General features: G+C 42.3%; 17 protein-coding genes. 8 read left to right on the top strand and 9 right to left on the bottom strand.

Annotated elements, in window-relative coordinates:
* Positions 1-45: 45 nt before the first annotated feature.
* From porK to GTQ34_RS09535, 5 genes are all read right to left on the bottom strand, one after another.
* Positions 46-1,425, bottom strand: coding sequence for a T9SS ring complex lipoprotein PorK/GldK (gene porK / locus GTQ34_RS09555; protein WP_166523544.1), 1,380 nt, complete (start codon positions 1,423-1,425; stop codon positions 46-48).
* Positions 1,426-1,545: 120 nt separating this feature from the next.
* Positions 1,546-2,703: a formimidoylglutamase gene (locus GTQ34_RS09550; protein WP_166523543.1), complete on the bottom strand. Its 1,158-nt coding sequence runs from the start codon at positions 2,701-2,703 to the stop codon at positions 1,546-1,548.
* 1 nt (position 2,704) lies between these two features.
* Positions 2,705-5,188 carry a type I DNA topoisomerase gene (gene topA, locus GTQ34_RS09545; RefSeq protein WP_166523542.1) on the bottom strand — a complete coding sequence of 828 codons (2,484 nt, stop codon included), beginning with the start codon at positions 5,186-5,188 and terminating at the stop codon, positions 2,705-2,707.
* A 117-nt stretch (positions 5,189-5,305) separates the two neighbouring features.
* Complete coding sequence (locus tag GTQ34_RS09540) at positions 5,306-6,559, bottom strand: LVIVD repeat-containing protein (protein ID WP_166523541.1); 1,254 nt, start codon at positions 6,557-6,559, stop codon at positions 5,306-5,308.
* Between the two features lie 81 nt (positions 6,560-6,640).
* Positions 6,641-7,369, bottom strand: a complete 729-nt coding sequence (locus tag GTQ34_RS09535) for a hypothetical protein (protein WP_166523540.1) — start codon at positions 7,367-7,369, stop codon at positions 6,641-6,643.
* Positions 7,370-7,500: 131 nt separating this feature from the next.
* Here GTQ34_RS09535 and miaB point away from each other — a divergent pair, with 131 nt between their 5' ends.
* The 7 genes from miaB (at position 7,501) to groL (ending at position 14,224) form a co-directional block, all read left to right on the top strand.
* Positions 7,501-8,964, top strand: coding sequence for a tRNA (N6-isopentenyl adenosine(37)-C2)-methylthiotransferase MiaB (gene miaB, locus GTQ34_RS09530; protein WP_166523539.1), 1,464 nt, complete (start codon positions 7,501-7,503; stop codon positions 8,962-8,964).
* Between the two features lie 82 nt (positions 8,965-9,046).
* Entirely contained in the window at positions 9,047-10,318 is a 1,272-nt protein-coding gene (locus GTQ34_RS09525) for a sigma-54 interaction domain-containing protein (protein WP_166523538.1), read from the top strand.
* Positions 10,319-10,340: 22 nt separating this feature from the next.
* Positions 10,341-10,868, top strand: a complete 528-nt coding sequence (locus tag GTQ34_RS09520; protein WP_166523537.1) for an LptE family protein — start codon at positions 10,341-10,343, stop codon at positions 10,866-10,868.
* 4 nt (positions 10,869-10,872) lie between these two features.
* A complete protein-coding gene (locus GTQ34_RS09515; RefSeq protein WP_166523536.1) occupies positions 10,873-11,769 on the top strand; it encodes a hypothetical protein in 897 nt (298 codons plus the stop codon).
* Positions 11,770-11,776: 7 nt separating this feature from the next.
* Positions 11,777-12,148, top strand: coding sequence for a preprotein translocase subunit SecG (secG, locus tag GTQ34_RS09510; RefSeq protein ID WP_166523535.1), 372 nt, complete (start codon positions 11,777-11,779; stop codon positions 12,146-12,148).
* A 145-nt stretch (positions 12,149-12,293) separates the two neighbouring features.
* The gene (locus tag GTQ34_RS09505; RefSeq protein ID WP_166523534.1) at positions 12,294-12,572 is read left to right on the top strand and encodes a co-chaperone GroES; all 279 of its coding nucleotides are present in this window, start codon (positions 12,294-12,296) and stop codon (positions 12,570-12,572) included.
* A gap of 20 nt (positions 12,573-12,592) precedes the next feature.
* Positions 12,593-14,224, top strand: coding sequence for a chaperonin GroEL (groL, locus tag GTQ34_RS09500; RefSeq protein ID WP_166523533.1), 1,632 nt, complete (start codon positions 12,593-12,595; stop codon positions 14,222-14,224).
* Positions 14,225-14,274: 50 nt separating this feature from the next.
* Here groL and GTQ34_RS09495 read toward each other — a convergent pair whose 3' ends face one another.
* The 4 genes from GTQ34_RS09495 to GTQ34_RS09480 all read right to left on the bottom strand — a co-directional run bounded on the left by GTQ34_RS09495 (position 14,275) and on the right by GTQ34_RS09480 (position 18,101).
* The gene (locus GTQ34_RS09495) at positions 14,275-14,985 is read right to left on the bottom strand and encodes a heavy metal translocating P-type ATPase (protein WP_166523532.1); all 711 of its coding nucleotides are present in this window, start codon (positions 14,983-14,985) and stop codon (positions 14,275-14,277) included.
* Positions 14,986-15,354 (bottom strand): heavy-metal-associated domain-containing protein, encoded by a 369-nt coding sequence (locus tag GTQ34_RS09490; RefSeq protein WP_166523531.1) that lies wholly within the window; start codon positions 15,352-15,354, stop codon positions 14,986-14,988.
* A gap of 18 nt (positions 15,355-15,372) precedes the next feature.
* A complete protein-coding gene (locus GTQ34_RS09485) occupies positions 15,373-17,607 on the bottom strand; it encodes a TonB-dependent receptor (protein WP_235915002.1) in 2,235 nt (744 codons plus the stop codon).
* Positions 17,608-17,690: 83 nt separating this feature from the next.
* Entirely contained in the window at positions 17,691-18,101 is a 411-nt protein-coding gene (locus tag GTQ34_RS09480) for an HYC_CC_PP family protein (protein WP_313790416.1), read from the bottom strand.
* Positions 18,102-18,266: 165 nt separating this feature from the next.
* Between GTQ34_RS09480 and GTQ34_RS09475 the strand changes: the two genes are divergently transcribed.
* Positions 18,267-20,684 carry a hypothetical protein gene (locus tag GTQ34_RS09475; RefSeq protein WP_166523530.1) on the top strand — a complete coding sequence of 806 codons (2,418 nt, stop codon included), beginning with the start codon at positions 18,267-18,269 and terminating at the stop codon, positions 20,682-20,684.
* The last annotated feature ends 45 nt before the right edge of the window (positions 20,685-20,729 follow it).

Here is a 20,729-nt window from a genome sequence, read left to right as displayed (position 1 = left end):
ACTACTTTGGTTTATAAAACGTTCTCTTCTTTTTATTTAAATAATTTAGTTTGGAAGGCCTTGGCCCTTGGTGGAATCCTCTTCACCCATATAATCCTGCACCGTTCGGAACCCGATATAACTACGTGCAGAGTCTTGGTACTCATAATCCCTTGTACTTACTTGCAAGAAGTAAGCGACATCTTTCCAAGATCCTCCACGAATTACTTTTCTTTGATTTTGCCCAGATCCCACATTTGGGTTCATGGTGGACAAATATTCATATGCACCGGGATCAAAGCTTGAGCTTGTCCATTCGGATACATTACCTGCCATATTGTAAAGGTTGTAATCGTTTGGTTCGAACGACTTTGCCTCGACAGTGTACAAGGCGGCATCTGCGGCATAATCCCCCCGCTGTGGCTTAAAGTTGGCCATAAAGCATCCCGTGTCACTAATTACATAAGGACCTCCCCATGGGTAGGTGCCTCCTTCAATGCCTCCTCTTGCTGCATATTCCCATTCTGCCTCGGTAGGCAATCTAAATTGGTTTACGAACTGCTTCCCTCGACTTTTCTGATCATCGTTCTTATACTTGGTCCTCCAATTACAAAAGGCTTTGGCCTGAATCCAATTGACTCCCACAACAGGATAATCACTGTAGGCATCATGCCAAAAATAATCATTGTGCATAGGTTCGTTATAGGAATATTCAAAATCTCGAATCCAAACCGTAGTATCCGGATAGATTTCCAATTCCTCGTGCTTGATGAAGTCTTTTCTGCTACCGGTCCTAGCTCGGGCCGCCGCTTCAATGTCCATCCAACTATACTTGTACTTCAGTTGGGTAACATCTATGGAGCGAAGACCGTTATAGCTTTCCTCTTCGGGGAGATACAATGAGTCCATTACTTCGGCATAGTACTCGTCTGGGTACTCCGAAGTGTCCCATACTAAATCGGCATCTTTGTTCAAGGCTCTACCTTCATACCCAGTTTCTCCCAGTCCCGCATAATTGTCCAACATATACTTGTCGTATACCGAAAGTTCTGTGGTGTCTGTGTCTTTAAAGGCATATTCGCCTATCCCTTCGTCCTCTGGGCCTAGGCCAAGTTCATCAGCCAGTATGGCCAATTTGGTTCTGGCAACAGAATCCTTTACCCACTCTACAAACTGTCGATACTCACTATTGGTGATTTCCGTATCGTCCATATAAAAGGAACGTACGGTAACGGTTCTTGTAGGTGCGTTCAGTACCTTTGCCTGATCTTCCTCAGCTTTCCCCATTACAAAGGCGCCTCGGGGAATAAGTTCCATCCCGTAGGGTTTTTCTGGATGCCACTTTTTTCCAGCGACCCCGACGAGCTCACCTTTTGACCTTGATTTTGACCCACAGCTTGTAAGCAAAAAGACAAGTGCAATAGATGAAAAGAATAGCTTTCTCATACTTTAGGTTAAATTTTCGATTTAAGATTATAAACTGTGCAACACAAATTCATTACTCTCAAAACTATTTTTTGAATAATTTATTGTGTAAGGACAGTTAATGGCTAAAATTTAATTTGTTTAGTTGAAGCCCTTTCTGTAGGCCTTGAACCACCTTTCCGGAATGTTCTGGTTGCAAGCATCCAAATAGTCCCCTTCGGTGCAAGGTAATAACGCAGGTGAATTGGTTTTAGTATGTTCTGGTAAAATTGACGGCACTTCCACCCACCAACGTTCAGTAACATGACTTTTGAAGAAGACGAGTTCCTCTGCATCCGTGGGTACGGTAAACTTGGTGAAATCCTCACTCTTGGAGCTAGGATACTCCTTAATCCTATAGCTGATGCCTTCTATAAAGTACCAAATGATCTGGGCTACCATTTGAAAGGCTTGATTGGAGTTTTCCCCTTCGTAAATTCCAAACAAAGAAACTCTGTCACTTAACCCCGCGTAACGAGCTATGGTGCAAATTTCCCTTCCAGTAAATCCGTTGGGTGAAAAGTTTTTGGACAACCCCATTTCACTGGCACGGATGGCCCTAAGGTCCAGACTTACAATATCGCTGCTGCGTAGCACTGGTTCGGCCAGTTCTATGTTTGCAGCAATGTCACCCAAGCGATAAGCATCAAAAAAAAGACGTTCCATAAGGTCCATCTCTTCTTGGGCATTAAAATAGCTTTGATATCCTATGTTGGAAAAGTTAAAAAGGTTGTTGGGCTTATCCGTTATGATCCTGCTCATATAGGAATGGGAGGATGTTAACTCTTCATCTTCACCAAAATCGAAACGGCTATCTATCGAAGTCAGATTCACCATTTCTTTTATATTATCGAAGGCACGATACGTAGGGAAGGTAATATCTTGCGTGTAGCCTATTATAATAGGTATAATATTTTCCTCTAGCAACCCGGCCACAATTTCCTTGACAACAAAGTAGGTATCCTCCACCGTATTGCCTTCTTCCACATCTCCTATATCTATAATGGTGGAGTTCCAGTTGCCCATCATCAATCGATAAAGCTGAATCCGTATTTCATCCACATCCAGCTTTTCGGTTTTCTTCTCAAAGGCATTTCTGGATTCGAGCACGCCAAAAATGGCCACGGTAGCGTTGGCGAAAACGGGCAATCCGTCTTTCTCGGTGTGCATGAAGATGTTCTTGCCCACCGCTTGAGGCGGTAACAATTCAGAAAACGCCAAAACTTTGTCCTTTACGGGAACCAAAAAATCGAACGCCATACTATTTCTTAGCTTTTGCCTTGGTCTTTTTCTTAGGGGTTTTCTTTTCAAGAAGAGCCTTTGCTTCTTTCAGGGTAACTTTTGAAGCGTCCACGTCCTTGGATAATTCTACTTTTATTCTTCCCTTTATTATATTATGTCTTCCCCAACGGGCTTTCTCTATCCTGATTTTTTCCTCGGGCCACTCCTGAACCAACTTTTCGGCTTCTTTTTTCTTTTTGGCCTCAATCAATTCCTCAATATCAGATTGGGAAAGATTATCAAAATCGTATTTTTTGTTCACATTGATGAAGATCCCATCCCATTTGATAAAGGGTCCAAACCTCCCTTTTCCTTTGGTCACTTCTTTTCCTTCATAATTGGCAATGGGTGCATCAGCTTTTTCTTTGGCTTTAATGAGCTCTATTGCCCTTTCCAAGTCCACATCAAAAGCGCTTTCTCCCTTGTCCAACGAAACAAACTTTTTACCAAACCTCACGTAAGGTCCGTAGCGGCCAACGTTGGCCTCAATTTCCTCTCCTTGGTACACGCCTAATTTTCTCGGAAGCTGGAAAAGTTCCATCGCTTCTTCAAAAGTGATGGTATTGATGGACTGGTTTGGCAAGAGACTGGCAAATAAGGGTTTCTCTTCCTCGTCCACTGTTCCGATTTGAATCATAGGCCCAAAACGTCCCAACCTGGCGGCTACTTGACGTCCTGTTTTTGGGTCCGTGCCCAAAACTCTTTCCCCACTGGCCCGTTCTGCATTTTCCTCAACCTCGATTACATTGGGGTGGAAATCCTTGTAAAATTCCTTCATTACCTCTTGCCAATCTTCTTCGCCTGCGGCAATTTCATCAAAATCCTCTTCTACTTTAGCAGTAAAATTATAATCCAGAATCTTGGTGAAATGACTTACCAAGAAATCATTCACAATCATTCCAATATCTGTAGGTACCATTTTTCCTTTGTCAGACCCAATGGTTTCCGATAGTTTTTTCTCTGCAAGTTGGCCTTGCTCCAACACCAGTTGCACATAGGTGCGTTCTGTCCCATCAACAGATCCCTTCTCCACATATCCTCTATTTTGAATGGTAGAGATGGTCGGTGCATAAGTGGAAGGTCGTCCGATTCCGAGCTCTTCCAATTTTTTCACCAATGAAGCCTCGGTATAGCGATATGGAGGCCGTGTAAAACGCTCGGTGGCGGTGATGAAGTTGTTCAGCAATGTTTCCCCCACGCGCATGGCAGGAAGCATTCCATCTTGTTCCTCGACTGTGTCCTCCTCATCCGTATCCTCCAGATACACTTTTAAGAAACCATCAAATTTTACCACTTCCCCATTGGCCAAAAACTCGTCGCCATGCTTGTTCGCTTTTATTTTCACATTGGTACGCTCCAATTCAGCATCGCTCATTTGAGAAGCCAGGGTACGTTTCCATATCAACTCATAAAGCCTGGCTTGATCACGCTCCAAAGAAGGTGATTGCAATTTCATATCGGTAGGGCGAATGGCCTCGTGAGCTTCTTGCGCTCCTTTTGTTTTTCCGATGTAATTCCTCGTCTTGCTGTAAGTCTCACCATAGTTTTGCACAATGGCATCCTTGGCCGCCATCAATGCTTCTTTGGACAGGTTTACACTATCCGTTCGCATATAGGTGATTAACCCGGCCTCATACAATCTTTGGGCAACTTGCATGGTTCTACTGACAGAAAAATATAGTTTGCGGGATGCTTCTTGCTGCAAGGTAGATGTAGTAAATGGAGCAGCCGGCGATTTCTTTGCAGGTTTTTTGTCTAGCCCAGAAACCGAAAAACTGGCACCAATATTTTTTTTGAGAAATTCTTCAGCTGTTGCTTTGGTTGGAAATGTTTTGTTCAATCTCGCAGCAAAAACACTTCCATCCACGGTTTTAAATTCAGCCTTTATGCGGAAAGAGGCTTCCGGATTAAACTCGTCAATTTCCCTTTCACGTTCTACAATTAAACGTACCGCCACGGATTGTACCCTTCCGGCAGAAAGTCCTGGTTTGATTTTTTTCCAAAGAACAGGTGAAAGTTCATAGCCCACCAATCTATCCAATACCCTTCTGGCTTGTTGGGCATTGACTAAGTTATAATTGATTTCCCTTGGGTTTTCTATCGCCCGCTGAATAGCCGATTTGGTTATGGAGTTGAAAACGATTCGCTTGGTCTTGTCTTTGTCCAACTTCAGTTCTTCGGCCAAATGCCATGAAATGGCTTCCCCTTCACGGTCTTCATCACTGGCCAACCAAATGGTTTCTGCCTTGCTGGCCAAATCCTTCAATTTTTTCACCAAGGCCTTTTTCTCCTTGTCTACTGTATATTTGGGTTTAAAATCGTTCTCTACATCAACGCCCAGCTCCTTGGAGGGAAGGTCAACAATGTGACCAAAACTAGATTCCACTTGATATTCCTTTCCTAAAAATCGCTCTATGGTCTTTGCCTTGGCTGGAGACTCAACGATAACTAAATTCTTTGGCATGCGCTGGGTTTTGAGGAACAAAAGTATATCAATTTTTCGATTTCCGGTTTTTCACAAAACATTGGACAAAAAAATATCCCGTGTAAAACGGGATATTTCATTTGATTGTATACCTAATTAATTCAGGCCTATCTGGCTCATCAATTTAATTCCATCGTCCAAATATTCATACTGATACAATACGCCATCCCCCACCATAATCAAGTGGGTTTCCAAAGGAATGACATCAAATGTGACTATATCCTTAAAGTGGTCCAATTGTATCAAATCATTAATGTCGGTTTTGTCATACACCTTAAGCCCCGATGCTCCATCACATACAAAAATCTTCTCGTTTTGGATGCCAAGACCATAAGGTTCATCCATGGGATAGGAAATGGCCAGTTCTGGATTTTCGATATCAGAAATATCCACAATAAAAAGTCCACTTTCCAAAGCCCCACAACCATTTCCCCCTCTAAGGGTCACATATGCATAATCTCCATCTACCACCACTGGGTCACAAGCGGTACCATGCTGAAATTCGGAAACAAAAGTCGGGACAGCAGGGTCGGTAATATCATAGATATACATTCCCCGCATACTTCCCAAGAACAGATGATTACCATGGTTGAAGATGGTCTCGATATCAAAACCTGCATAAACATCTTCCAAATCCTGAGGGTTTTCCAAATCGGAAATATTGAATACATTAATGTTGTGGCTATCAACGGCATATAAATAATCTGCGACAATCTTAAAACGTGCCAAGGAACCTCCTTGGCCAGCACCTACATCATTGGCCGCTTCGGCCAATGCCAGGTCATCGAACTGACTCCAATCGTTTCTTTGTTCCACCTCTGAAATTAATCTTCGTTCCGTAGTTGTTTCCCACCCAATCAAAATCTCATTTTCGTAATCGTAGTTCTCACTCTCAATTATGTCTGCTTCAAATGGCCAAAAAATATTGTTATAAAGTACGTTCTCCAATCGGTTCACTTGTGATATACCATTAATATCGGAGATGTCCAAAACGACCAAATCCATAAGACTGTCGGCGTACAAATAATTATTCTTCACTGAAATATCCACATTGCCTGGAATTTTGATAAAGGCAATTTTAACTGGCTGCTCTGGATTGCTATTATCAATTACATGTATCCCCTGATAGCGATCATTCACGAAAATGTAATCCTTATAGGTATAGACTTTGCCAGATTCCTCAATGGGGAGAGGGGCCACGATATCTACGCTTGAGGCAAATTCGGCCTTGCTCATGATCAAAGGGCGCGCCACCAAATAATCTGCAAATTGATTGTCCCCATTGTCATTATCACAGGAAACAAAAGAAAATAGGGTTAGGGAAAACAGATATAGAATGCTCTTTTTCATAATTGTTTAAGTTTTTGGACAGTATTTTACCCATTAGATAATAATCCTTAAACAAAGTTGCGCAAAGGGGTCAGAAAAAAATCACGCTGCATCAGTAATGCCAATCGCTTCCTTGTAAATAAAATACACTGGAATCTTGGACAACATGGCCGTAAAAAGAACACCAACAAAACAGAGCACTATGCCCAATTGGGCAATTAAACCGAGTACAACAATCAACCCAAAAATCAATAGCCAATTTTTGTTGCCCAAAGCAAAAGATGCCTTGGTAATTTCCTTAGCGGTAAGTTCTTTATCAAAGGCGAAGAAAGCTGGAAAAAGTGACATGGGAACAATCAAATAGATGATTCCTATACCACATGTAAGCATACCCAAAATGGAAAGACCCGTGACTATCAACGCCAATATAAATGCCTTGTACAAATACTCTTTCTTAAAATAATAAAAATAATCATCGCGGCCGAACCCGTCTAAATCTTTCAACCGGCAAATTCTTAGGAAAGCTGCATTCAAACACATCCCAAAAGTCACTATACCAATCAGCATGATCGGGTAGTAAACAATCAAGAACACCAAAAAAGCAGGTGGAATTTCATTGCCATCCATACTATAGGGGTCCATCATACCCATAGCAATCATCGGAACGTACAAAATGATATAAAATGGAAGTATCACAACCATGGTCAATAGAATCGTAATAAAACCCTGCAACCATACTTTTTTAAAAAGTTCAATGGTTTCATTGAAAATCTTTCCAAAGTCCAAGGCGCCACTTTCTGATATTTTTTGAGAAATCTGAGCAAAATTCATAGTCTGGTTGGTTTAGAATATATAGTTAAGGTAAGAATATCCCATTAATTTCTGAAAGGGATATCAAATAATACTGCCATATTGTCACAAAAATAGAATAAGCGTTATCTTTGCACCCCATTACCGCTAAAATGATAAAGGAAGAAAGAGTAGAGAAAATTATAGACGAAAGCCAACAGGGGAGCACATTGGCCATGGAGCACAGCGAAAAGAACACCCGCAAACTGTATATTGAAAGCTATGGCTGTCAGATGAACTTTTCCGATAGCGAAATCGTGGCTTCCATTTTGGCCAAAGAAGGTTTCAACACGACCCAAGAATTGGCCGAAGCCGATTTGGTATTGGTCAACACATGTTCCATTCGGGAAAAAGCAGAACAGACGGTACGTAAAAGACTTGAGAAATTCAATGCCGTGAAACGGACCAATCCAGGAATGAAGGTTGGGGTGCTTGGTTGCATGGCAGAGCGTTTGAAAAGCAAGTTCCTCGAAGAGGAGAAAATTGTGGACATGGTAGTGGGACCTGATGCCTATAAAGACCTTCCGAATTTGATTCAGGAAATTGATGAGGGTCGCAATGCCGTCAACGTTATTCTCTCTAAAGATGAGACCTATGGGGATGTTGCTCCAGTACGTTTGAACTCTAACGGGGTTACCGCATTTGTCTCCATTACCAGGGGCTGTGACAACATGTGCACTTTTTGTGTGGTTCCTTTTACACGTGGTAGGGAACGCAGCCGTGACCCGCAATCTATCTTGGAAGAAGTAAACGATCTGTGGGACAAAGGTTTTAAAGAAATCACCCTTTTGGGACAAAACGTGGATAGCTACTTATGGTATGGCGGTGGTTTAAAAAAGGATTTTGACAAGGCTTCCGAAATGCAAAAGGCTACTTCGGTAAATTTTGCCAAACTATTGGAACTGGTGGCCCAAGCCCAACCCAAAATGCGTATTCGGTTTTCAACTTCCAATCCTCAGGATATGACCTTGGACGTGATTGAGACCATGGCCAAATATGAGAACATCTGTAACTATATCCATCTTCCGGTCCAAAGTGGGAGCAACAGAATTCTAATGGCTATGAATCGCTTGCACACCCGTGAGGAATATTTTGAGCTTATCGACAATATCCGCAAAATAATTCCAGATTGCGCCATTAGCCAAGATATGATTGCCGGGTTCCCAACGGAAACCGAGGAGGACCATCAAGATACTTTAAGTCTCATGGAATATGTGAAATACGATTTTGGGTTCATGTTTGCCTATTCCGAAAGACCGGGTACTTCGGCGGCCCGAAAATTGGAGGATGATGTTTCCGAAGAAACCAAAAAAAGGCGCTTGCGCGAAATTATTGCCTTGCAACAACAACATGGATTGTATCGCACCCAACAGCATGTTGGCAAAATTGAAGAAGTGCTTATAGAAGGACCTTCAAAAAAATCGGATTCTCATTGGATGGGTCGTAATTCCCAAAATACCGTAGTGGTCTTTCCAAAGGAAAACTACAAGGTCGGTGATTTCGTCAACGTGAAAATAAATGATTGTACCTCCGCCACATTGATTGGCGAAGCGGTTGGATTAAGTGAAAATAATTAGTAATAGATTTCATTCCGCATCGGGTGCGGAATCCATTATTTAAAAACATAAAAGATTCCTGCCTACACAGGAATGACAAAAAATGGAAAGTGTTCAATCCATAAAACAACGATTCGAGCTAATCGGCAACGATGTAAAGCTTAACCGAGCCCTGGAAAAGGCCATACAGGTGGCTCCGACCGATATTTCAGTTCTCGTAACCGGAGAAAGTGGGGTTGGTAAAGAGGCTATTCCCAAAATAATTCATTCCCTTTCCCATAGAAAACACGCTAAATACATTGCGGTAAACTGCGGGGCCATACCAGAAGGGACAATAGATAGTGAACTTTTTGGACACGAAAAAGGAGCATTTACGGGAGCGACCCAAACCCGAAGCGGTTATTTTGAAGTGGCCGACGGCGGCACCATTTTTTTGGATGAGGTAGGAGAACTGCCCTTGACCACACAGGTGAGATTGCTGCGTGTTTTGGAAAATGGCGAGTTCTTAAAAGTTGGATCCTCTCAGGTACAAAAAACAGATGTGCGCATTGTGGCGGCCACCAACATCAATATGTTTGAAGCCATTAAAAAAGAGAAGTTCAGGGAAGACCTCTATTATAGGTTGAGCACCGTGGAAATACACCTCCCTCCCCTACGGGAAAGAAGGGACGACATTCACTTACTCTTTAGAAAATTTGCCTCGGATTTTGGGCAGAAATATAAAATGCCCACCATTCGATTGGAAGAGGGCGCAATTCAATTGTTGCAAAAATACCGTTGGCCCGGAAACATACGACAGCTGCGGAACATAGCAGAACAAATTTCTGTATTGGAGGAAGACAGGAGTATTTCCGCAGTAACTTTGAACGGTTATTTACCACAAGCTGGCGATTCCAATCTCCCCGCTGTGGTGAATCAGTCCAAAAAGGAAAGTGATTTCAGCAACGAACGGGAAATTCTCTATAAGGTACTTTTTGACATGAAAGGTGACCTCAACGACCTCAAAAAACTTACTTTGGAATTGTTGAAGCATGACGATTCAGAAAAAGTGCAGGAAGAGAATGAAACCTTGATTCGTAAAATATATGGGAACAAAGAAAATGCATCTACCGAAAGTAGCGAGGCTAAAGTATTGCATTTACCGCAACCCATAGTTGAAACAACAGAAGCCACTCCTATACCTCAAACCCAAGAAGACCGTTACCATTTTGCTGAAGAAATCCAAGAAGAAGAAACCCTATCTTTACAGGAGAAGGAAATAGAACTAATAAAAAAAGCGCTTGAACGTAACCGTGGTAAACGAAAGGCCGCAGCAGGAGAATTGGGCATTTCCGAACGGACTTTGTATCGAAAAATAAAGCAATACGATCTATAACAAAGGGGGTTATCCAATGAACATGACATTGACAAAAACAAAGGGCTTTAAAATTGGATTGCTGGGATTGATTCTTTCATTGTACGGCTGCGGAGCGTATAATTTTTCAGGAGCGGACATAGGAACCGCTCAAACCTTTCAGGTGAACTTTTTCCAGAATTATGCGGATCAGACACCTGGATCAACAATTGTACCCGGATTGGACCGTGACTTTACTTTGGCACTCCAAGACCTCATAAACAATCTTACCAGCTTATCGCTCACAGGCAGTAATGGGGATTTGTTGTACGAAGGTGAAATTGTGGAATACAAGGTTGTGCCCATGACCGCAACAGCAGACCAGCGGACGAACCAAAACCGACTTACCATGAGTGTTAACGTTCGCTTTTTCAACAACACCAAGGATGACGCCGATTTTGAACGTCGTTTCTCCTTCTTTTTTGATTTTGACGCTGCCGCTTCGTTGACCTCTATTCAGGCTCAGGCCCATGAAGAGATTTTTGAACGTTTAACCCAAGATATCTTTAATGCATCACTCGGAAACTGGTAGCTCAATGAACGTATCGGATTTTTTACATCTTCTTCATAAATCAAATACAATCCTTTCCCCGCAACAGACCAGGGAGCTAGAAGATATTTTGGAAGAATACCCCTATTTTCAAGCGGCCCGGGCCTTGCACTTAAAAGGCCTTAAAAATCTGGATAGCTACAAATACAACAATGCCCTAAAACTTACTGCTGCCCATACCACCGATCGTGACGTTCTTTTCGATTATATCACCTCCAAAGAGTTCTTGCAAAACAGCATTGCCGATACCATTTCGGGGAGAACCAGTAAATTGGAGGACCAAAATGCGGTCTCCGAGGAAATCGAACCCAATCCAGAAACAGTTACAATTCAGGGAGGATCCGGGGAGGCACTTCCCCAGAATATCCATGACGCCGAAAAAATACTAGACCCCAAACTCTTCGGTTCAAAAAAATCCAAAACACCCGATTCAACTGCTGGACAATCTCGAGCTGACAAAAAAAACAATCCTTCAGAAGACCTGCAACTGGGAAAACCCCTTCCATTTACGAAAAAAGAGAAGCACTCCTTTACCGAATGGTTGCAACTTACCAAAACGAAAAAAACACCGCCATCTGAAAGCACAGCTACCGATAATCTCCATAAAAAGCAGAAGTTTGACCTGCTTGACAAGTTTATTGAAAACAATCCCAAAATTGTACCCAAGGAAAATATAAAGGTACAGGTCAACATAAAGGAGTCAACCACAATCGACACAAACGAGCTGATGACAGAGACTTTGGCGAAGGTTTATTTGGAGCAAAAAAAGTACAAAAAAGCCATCCAAGCCTTTAAAATATTACGTTTGAAATATCCAGAAAAAAGTGGTTTCTTTGCAGACCAAATTCGGGCGGTGAAAAAGCTGCAGAACGAAAAAGATTAACTGAGCAATGAGCACATTTACCATTTTTTTAATCCTGATCATTATAGTCTGTCTATTGTTGGTTTTGGTCATCATGGTCCAAAACCCTAAAGGTGGTGGACTTTCCTCTTCCTTTGGTGGTGGTGGAAATCAGATTGTTGGCGGTGTCAAGAAAACGGGCGACTTTTTGGATAAAAGTACATGGACCTTGGCAACGCTTTTGATTGTATTGATTCTATTGTCCAACGTTTCCTTGAAAGGAAGCTACAGTCAAGCGGACTCCAAATTGCTTCAAGGAGATGATACGGAAACCTCGATACCCGAGTCCTTGCCTGAGGAAGTACCAGAACAACTTCCTCCTACAGATAACGGAACAAATCCGGCCGACACCATTAACTGAAACAGTGAGTAGAAAATATATACAATGCCAGTTTGAATGACAAGCTGGCATTTTTGTTTTCCATAATGTCAGTTTTTGGGCAATGGCATAATTTCTGCCACAATGAATGGAGAATTTTAAAACAAATACCTAAAAATTAACAAATATGGCTAAAGTAAATATCAAACCATTGGCTGACAGGGTTCTTGTAGAACCTGCAGCGGCCGAAACCAAAACAGCGTCAGGTATAATAATTCCGGATACTGCAAAGGAAAAACCCCAAAAAGGAAAAGTTGTCGCAGTAGGTCCTGGCACCAAGGACGAACCTATTACCGTAAAAGTGGGCGATATGGTCCTATATGGAAAGTATGCAGGTACCGAATTGAAACTGGACGGTGTGGATTATTTGATTATGCGCGAAAGCGACATTTTAGCAATTGTTTAATTTAAAAAATTAACTAGAAAATGGCAAAAGATATTAAGTTCGATATAGAAGCACGCGACGGCCTTAAAAAAGGTGTTGACAAACTGGCCGAGGCCGTAAAGGTTACCCTAGGTCCCAAAGGACGAAACGTGATTATTAGCAAATCGTTTGGCGCTCCCCAAGTGACCAAGGATGGAGTTACTGTCGCAAAAGAAATTGAATTGGAAGATGCCCTAGAAGATATGGGTGCGCAAATGGTCAAGGAAGTTGCTTCCAAAACCAATGACCAAGCCGGTGACGGTACCACAACTGCAACCGTTTTGGCCCAAGCCATTGTAAAAGAAGGATTAAAAAATGTGGCAGCAGGTGCCAACCCTATGGATTTGAAACGAGGGATTGACAAAGCTGTTGACGCCTTAGTTACCGATTTGGAAAAACAAGCCAAGAAAGTGGGCAGCGATTCTGATAAAATCAAACAAGTGGCCGCTATTTCTTCGAATAATGATGAAACCATTGGCGACCTTATCTCAACCGCCTTTGACAAAGTGGGCAGAGAAGGGGTTATTACTGTGGAGGAAGCCAAAGGGACAGATACTTATGTAGATGTCGTTGAAGGAATGCAGTTCGATAGGGGTTACCTTTCTCCCTATTTTGTGACCGATACCGACAAGATGATTGCCGACTTGGAGAACCCATACATTCTTCTTTTCGACAAGAAAATCTCCAACCTACAAGAAATTCTTCCAATCCTTGAGCCTGTGGCCCAATCTGGAAGACCCTTGCTCATCATTGCCGAAGACGTTGAAGGTCAAGCTTTGGCCACCTTGGTAGTAAACAAATTGCGAGGTGGATTAAAAATAGCTGCCGTAAAAGCCCCCGGTTTTGGGGATAGAAGAAAAGCCATGTTGGAAGATATCGCCATCTTGACTGGTGGTACTGTAATTTCTGAAGAAAGAGGTTTCTCTTTAGAAAATGCCTCTTTGGATATGCTGGGCACCGCGGAAACAGTGACCATTGACAAGGACAATACCACTATCGTAAACGGTTCTGGTAAAGCTTCCGACATAAAGGCTCGAGTAAATCAAATTAAATCACAAATAGAAACCACTACTTCCGATTACGATAAGGAAAAACTTCAGGAGCGTTTGGCCAAATTGGCTGGTGGTGTGGCCGTATTGTACGTGGGCGCTGCCTCTGAAGTGGAAATGAAAGAGAAAAAGGATCGTGTGGACGATGCCCTGCATGCTACCCGTGCTGCGGTGGAAGAAGGTATTGTAGCCGGTGGTGGTGTTGCATTGGTGCGTGCCAAGAAGGTCCTTGAAAAATTGGAAACTGAATCTTTGGATGAAACCACTGGGGTTCAAATAGTGGCCAAGGCCATCGAATCACCCTTGCGAACCATCGTGGAAAATGCAGGTGGTGAAGGTTCCGTAGTTATTTCCAAAGTATTGGAGGGCAAAAAAGATTTTGGATATGATGCCAAATCCGATAAATATGTGGACATGCTAAAAGCAGGAATCATTGATCCAAAGAAAGTAACGCGAATTGCTTTGGAAAACGCCGCATCTGTAGCGGGAATGATTTTGACCACCGAGTGTGCATTGACCGATATTAAGGAAGATGCTCCTGCTATGCCTCCAATGGGCGGCGGCGGAATGCCCGGAATGATGTAAATCTTTTTACTAAGAATAATAGAAAACCGCACCTTGGGTGCGGTTTTTTTTTATATCGCCAACATCCAAACAGCCATGATCAGCATTATAGCATTTTCAATAAAGGTGGCCTCCGTCATCGGAAGATTGAGCGCCGTTCCCAAACATGCACATCGGATACTTTTCTTATCCAAAAGGGTTTTGATAACTCCAAATGTGGTGATTCCCAGAATAACAATAGTTGCAATCAAGGCAAATTCTATTTGTATGCGCATCAAAAACAACAGTCCCAACCCCAATTCAATGAAGGGATAAACCCAACCATATGCGGGAACTATCTTGGCCAATGGGTCATACATGCTGAAACTATCGGGAAAGCCTTTCAAGTCCAAGAGTTTGAAAAAGCTGAACACAATGTAGAAAAGCCCCATAAAATCCAGCATGGCCTCAGCTAAATCCCAATCTTTATAGTTCAACAAAAAAGAAGCGACAAACAAGTAGGCAAAAATCAAGAAAAGCGGACGCAACTGTACCCATTTGGATTCTTCCTTTGGAGGAGCAGTTTCCATGGTATGGTGTCCTTTTTCTGTTATGGCATACTTATCTGGCAAAGTAGATTTTAGTATATGAAGAGGTACATGCTGTTTCATTACAATTTCAGCCTCTGCTTTTTCCAAATCCACTTGTACCTGTTGTACACCATCAACCTCTAGCAAACTTTCCTGAACCGAGGCTACACATCCTTGACAAGTCATACCTGTTATCTGGTAGGAATGCTTCATCTAGTGTTTCATTTCGTGGTTGTCACTATCATCCGAGTCATCCTCCCGATACTTACAGCAAGGATGAACGTTGTCATAGGCCTCTTGTGTGGCCTTCAACTCCTTGGTGTCGTGTCCCACTTCGGCCAACGCCACTTTTATGGCCATCGGATTGGTCTTTCTTTCATCGACCACTAGAGACAATTGATGCGTGGGAATGTCCCAGAGTGCATATTTCACCCCACTTACGTTAAGGGCAGCTTTTTCAATGCGCATCTTGCACATTTCACACTTACCATCGACCTCAAAGGTCATTTTTTTGTTCTTTTCCTGTGCTATACTGCCAATAGAAACCATCAGACATAGCAGTAGTAAAAATTGTGTTTTCATATTAATTAGCATTTGTAATTATGATTTAAATCTGAAGCCCATATAAAGCATTCTTCCAAAAATTGGGGCATATACGATGGTGGTATCAAAATTTGTTCCGAATGGGTCATTTGCACCTAAAACAGGGTTAGGTTGTCTAAAATTAGTCAAATTCTCACCGCCTATGTATACTTCGAACTTATTGGAAAACACCTTGGTAACCTGAGCATTCATGAGCGAATAACCGTCAGCAAAATCTCCCAATTGAAAATCCACTGGATTGGCATCCGTATTGGGTAACCGCTGTTCTCCCAAAATGTTGAGCGTATAGTCAAATCGCCATTGTGAACCATTCTCTTTTGGCGAGGTGTTGTATCCCAAATTGGCAAAAAATCGATGCTCTGCTTGCAAGGGTTTTTGAAACAAACCTGTCTGAAAATCTGTTTTCACATCATAGTACTTGTAGGCTGTTCTCAGCTCAACTTTAGGTAAAATTTCGTGGTTGAATTCAACCTGAAGGCTATTGGCAAAACTTTTGCCGTCTAAATTGGAAAACCGAACTTCCCTGGGATTCTCCCAATCAACCACCACTTGGTTCTCAAAATCGGTACGATAAAAATCTATTGAAAAATCTCCTGATCGCTCGAATAAGCTAAATCTTTGGATAAACCCAAAGCCAAAATTGACTGCCTTTTCAGCATCAAAACCGTAAATGTTGCCACCGTTGCCATCCAATTGAATGGTTCTTGCAGAAGCGAACATTCTTTGGTTTTCAGCAAAAATATTGGCCGCTCTTCTACCCAATCCGAAAGATCCCCTCAGACTTCCCTTTTCCCACGGGGTATATCGAACGTGCAGCCTGGGTGTGAAAAAATTGCCCAAGCGATTATGAGTATCGAACCTGAGGCCAGCCGTAAGGCTCAATTTTTCCAAATTGGTATAACTGTACTCAAAAAAAGCTCCTGCAGAGCGGTCCGACCTTGAAAAAGTTTGTCCATTGACCAGTTCATCGTAACCATCGTAAGCAGCTGTCAACCCTGTTTTGAACTGATGTTTGGTATTGCCCAGAATGGAGTTGAAAATCAAGTTGGAGTAGATGCTTTCGTGGTCGATATCGTAGGTGTTGAATCCATAGTACGAGTCCTGCGCATGGTTGCTATAGGAAGCTTGGAACCCAAAACTCTGGAACGGCAATTCTGGGAACACATATCCCAATTTCAGCGAACCATCAAATCGACGGGTATCGATTTCACTTCCCCATGCGTTTGTGGTGAACCGATCTGTATCTGGATCAAAGTCCGTTTCGCCTACTTGTTTTTCATCATTCAAAAAACGGACGTTGAAAAAACTGACCCATCCTTTTTCGGGGTTTTGGTACTGCCAACGGTTCATCACATTGATTTGATTGGCCAATGGGGTATCCAAAAAACCATCATCATTATTGTCCACCTCTATGTCCCTTCTGTTACCATGCAGATAAAGCCCTGTACTCCACTTATCAGACAGTTTGGTGTTTAAATGGGTGTTAAGTTCCAAACGACCATTGAGATTGGCATACCCATTTACAAAAACAGGAACATCCGCAAACGGTTTTTGTAATTCGGTATTTATTTGTCCAGATATGCTTTCATAACCATTGACCACGCTTCCAGCCCCTTTGGTAATCTGTATACTCTCTACCCAAGTTCCTGGCGTGAAAGTGAGTCCAAAAGCCTGCGACGCCCCTCTTACCATGGGAATGTTTTCCTGGGTTATGAGCAAATATGGACTGGTAAGCCCCAACATCTGTATTTGTTTGGTGCCTGTCAGTGCATCGTTGAAGTTTACGTCAATGGCCGGGTTGGTCTCAAAACTTTCCGAAAGGTTGCAACAAGCAGCTTTTAGTAGCTCTGCGCTATTTATGGTTACTACATTCTGTGCAGAAAATATGGTTTTTTGAACCGCTTCCCGCTCTTGCTCCACAACCACCTCATCCAACTGATTGGAAGGCTGAAGCCAGTGATGAATCATTTTGGGTTCATCGACGGTCAACGTATCGGACTGGAACCCTACATAACTAATGATAAGTTTGTTATATTCCTCGGAATAAGGAATGCTGAAGGTTCCATTCCCCTTTGTTATAGTTCCAATTGGGGAGTCTTGCCAATAAACATTCGCGCCGGCAAGCCCAATATGTTTGTTCTCGGTATTGGCCTCCATAATCATGCCCTTGATTTCGTCTTGGGCAAAAATGATGGTTGGAAACCAAAAAAGTAGTAATAAAAAGTACTTCATGTTGTATTGAATCAAATTAAACTGGTGTAAAAGTCCAAGCCCGAATCAACATTGAGACGGGTTACCTGTATTAATTCAATACATCAAATCAAGAAGACCTGGTCCAAGACATGGATATCCTTGACCAAGATGGGAGGTGGATATTTTTCGTTGGAAACTGGAAGTTCCTTGAGTGGGACAAATAATTCCAGATACGTTTGTGAAAAGGCAATCAAGAAAATCCGGTGCTCTAAATCAAGGTCAAACCAAGTAAGCTTTAGGTCGTCTTGTCCTGTAACCGTGAAAGATTCATTATCACAGCATTGGTTTTGGGTCAATTGATCACTCATGGCATCCATTGCGGCTTCCATGCCACAGTCTTCGGCATCCATAAAGAAAGAAACATCCATTACCCTGCCCATACATAGGTGTTTGTCCACAGTCCACGAAACAGTGGAAAGAAGCAGCATGATGGCTAAAAATACGGATGTGATATGATGAAAACCCTGTTTCACAAGGGTAAAGTTAAAATTTATCGATTATGTGCGACATGGTATTAACCAAATATTGGGAATTTCATTTTTTGTCAAGTTGTTGTTGTTCAACCCGTTTTAGTCCTTTTTTAACGCTTTTTAAACAAAAAAAATAACCTACCAATGTTATCTTGTAAAAAAAATCCTATGAAAAGACCGCTGCCACTCCTTCTGTCCCTTTTGCTCTCCTCCATCATCTTCGCGCAAAGTTCATTGAACCAAATCCTGGACTCTTACGAGAACTATTTTGAGCTTCCCCGGGAAACCCTATTTGTCCATACCAATAAGACCGCATACCTGCCCGGTGAGACCATCTGGTTCAACACTTATCTGTATAATAGAGCAGAGAACGTTCCTTACGCCACAAACACCAATTTACTCTGTGCGCTGTTCAATGAAAAGGGAGAGAAGATAGAGGACATTCTCGTCAATGTCATCAATGGTACAGGGTCGGGCCACATGGAACTTCCCAAATCCATAGAGGGAGAAAGGATTTTCCTCAAGGCAAGAACCCAATGGATGAAAAACTTCAAGGAAGACGATTCATTCACAGCACCCTTGAAACTGGTCGGGGCCTATACAAAACCCATCGCCCAATCTCAATCTGGGATTCCTGAAGTTCAAAACAACATTGCATTGATGCCGGAAGGAGGCCATCTGTTGGCCAATACGGTCAATACGGTCGGGTTGAAACTGTTGGACCTTCCAGACTCCGATTTTAAGAGCCTCAGACTTTTTTCCAAGGATGGCACCGTGTTGGTCCAGTCCATACAGACCAATGAAGATGGAATTGGCAAGTTCGAGTTCATTCCATTATCGGACCAAGAATATTATGTGGGAGGAAAGGGTGAAAATGGAGAAAAAATGTTGACGAAGTTGGGAAAGGCCGAACCCCAGGGCATAACCCTTTCTGTAAACAATTTGTTTGATGACAAGGTGGCCATCTTATTAAAGACCAATGAACAAACATTGGAAAACATCAAAGGAAAGGACCATTTTGTTGCTATACACCGAGATGGTATTTTAATACTGAACGCTTTTCAGTTCAATGATAGCGAACATTCCATTTTGGTCTCAAAGGACAAGTTGTTGAAAGGTATGAACATTATCACGGTTTTTGACCATGATCTCAATCCAATTTTAGAACGATTGATTTTCAATGAGACCAACCTGAACACTACAAAAGCTTCCGTTTCGAAAATTGCCAATTTTGGAAAAAAAGACTCCGTAGGACTGAAAATCAATTTGTTTTCCAAAACACAGGCCAAAGCAAGACTCAGTGTTTCGGTATTGCCCGAAGAAACCGAATCCATGTCCCTCGAACAGTCCATACTCTCGGCCTTCTTGATTCAACCCTACGTGAAAAGTCCATTGCGGAATGCTGCCAAATATCTGAGAAACTTGGACAGAACAAAAAAGTATGAGCTTGACAACATGTTGTTGACCCTCGGCTGGGGCCGTTACGATTGGTCCGATATCTTTGGTTATCCACCTACGGAAAGATTCGCTGTTGGAAATGGTTTTCAACTGGCAGGCAAAGTAATGAACGCTGAACCGGAGAAGGACAAATTTTTAGCGATATACCAAAAAAGCCATCCCCAAATGTATCAGGCCGAGATTGACAATAACAAAGACTTTAAGGTCGATAATATGGTGCTTCACAAGGGTGAGGAGGTTTATGCAACTTTACTCAATGGCCGGAACAAAACGGAAGAACCCAAAATCACCGTGGAAATCACCCCGTCTTACAAGGATTCGGACCTTGTGCTTTCAGCACTTTTTTTAAATGCTCTGCCCATGGACACTATCGGAAATGAAGAAGAGGAATCTCTACAATCGAGCCAATATTTTTTGGTTAATGACCGAACAATCGCACTTGACGAGGTGACGGTCACTGAAGAAAAAATCGAGAAAAAACTGGTCCATAAACCCGCAGCAATAAGCTATTCCATTTTTGAAGGCCTGAAGATCACGGAGGAGGAAGTAAAGAAAAGACCTACTTTGCAGTTGGTCCTTCAGAATTTAGGTTACCAGATAGTAATTTCTCCTTTAGGGGAAGGGATTATATTGCCTAAACCTGGTGCCAAAGGTCCAGGAGGTGCCAGGCCTCCAGTCGTCATTGTTGATGATATTCAAGTATTCAATCCATCAAGAAACATATTCAACCTCCCTCATGATCTTTTAACTTCGGATACTGCAGGAATCGACGAGATATATTACACCCATCAACCCATTGAAATGGGACAAAGGCCCGTCATTTATATCTATCGAAAATATGGAAGTGCCGTTGGGGAAAAACCAGAGGAACGTTTTGCATCATTTGTGGCCACCCAAGGTTTTCAAAGACCCAAAGAATTCTATAACCCGCAGTATGCATCTGTAACCAGCGAAAGATTCAAGTCCTATGGTACACTTCATTGGGAAAACCAGTTGAATGTTGATGAAAGTGGTGAGGCCGAATTCGTGGTTCCCACATTGAAACAAGAAGGGGCCAAAGTCTACGTGGAAGGTGTTGCGGATGATGGCACGCTGATTTCGGAATACCAAACCGTAAGTTTTGAATAGATTTGTAGACTTTTACATCATTCAAACCAAAATATAATAGGTTGC

Source organism: Flagellimonas ochracea (genome assembly GCF_009903685.1).
Classification (GTDB): Bacteria; Bacteroidota; Bacteroidia; order Flavobacteriales; family Flavobacteriaceae; genus Flagellimonas; species Flagellimonas ochracea.
Note: the sequence above shows the minus strand (reverse complement) of the source record. Positions and strands in the feature narration are given on the sequence as shown.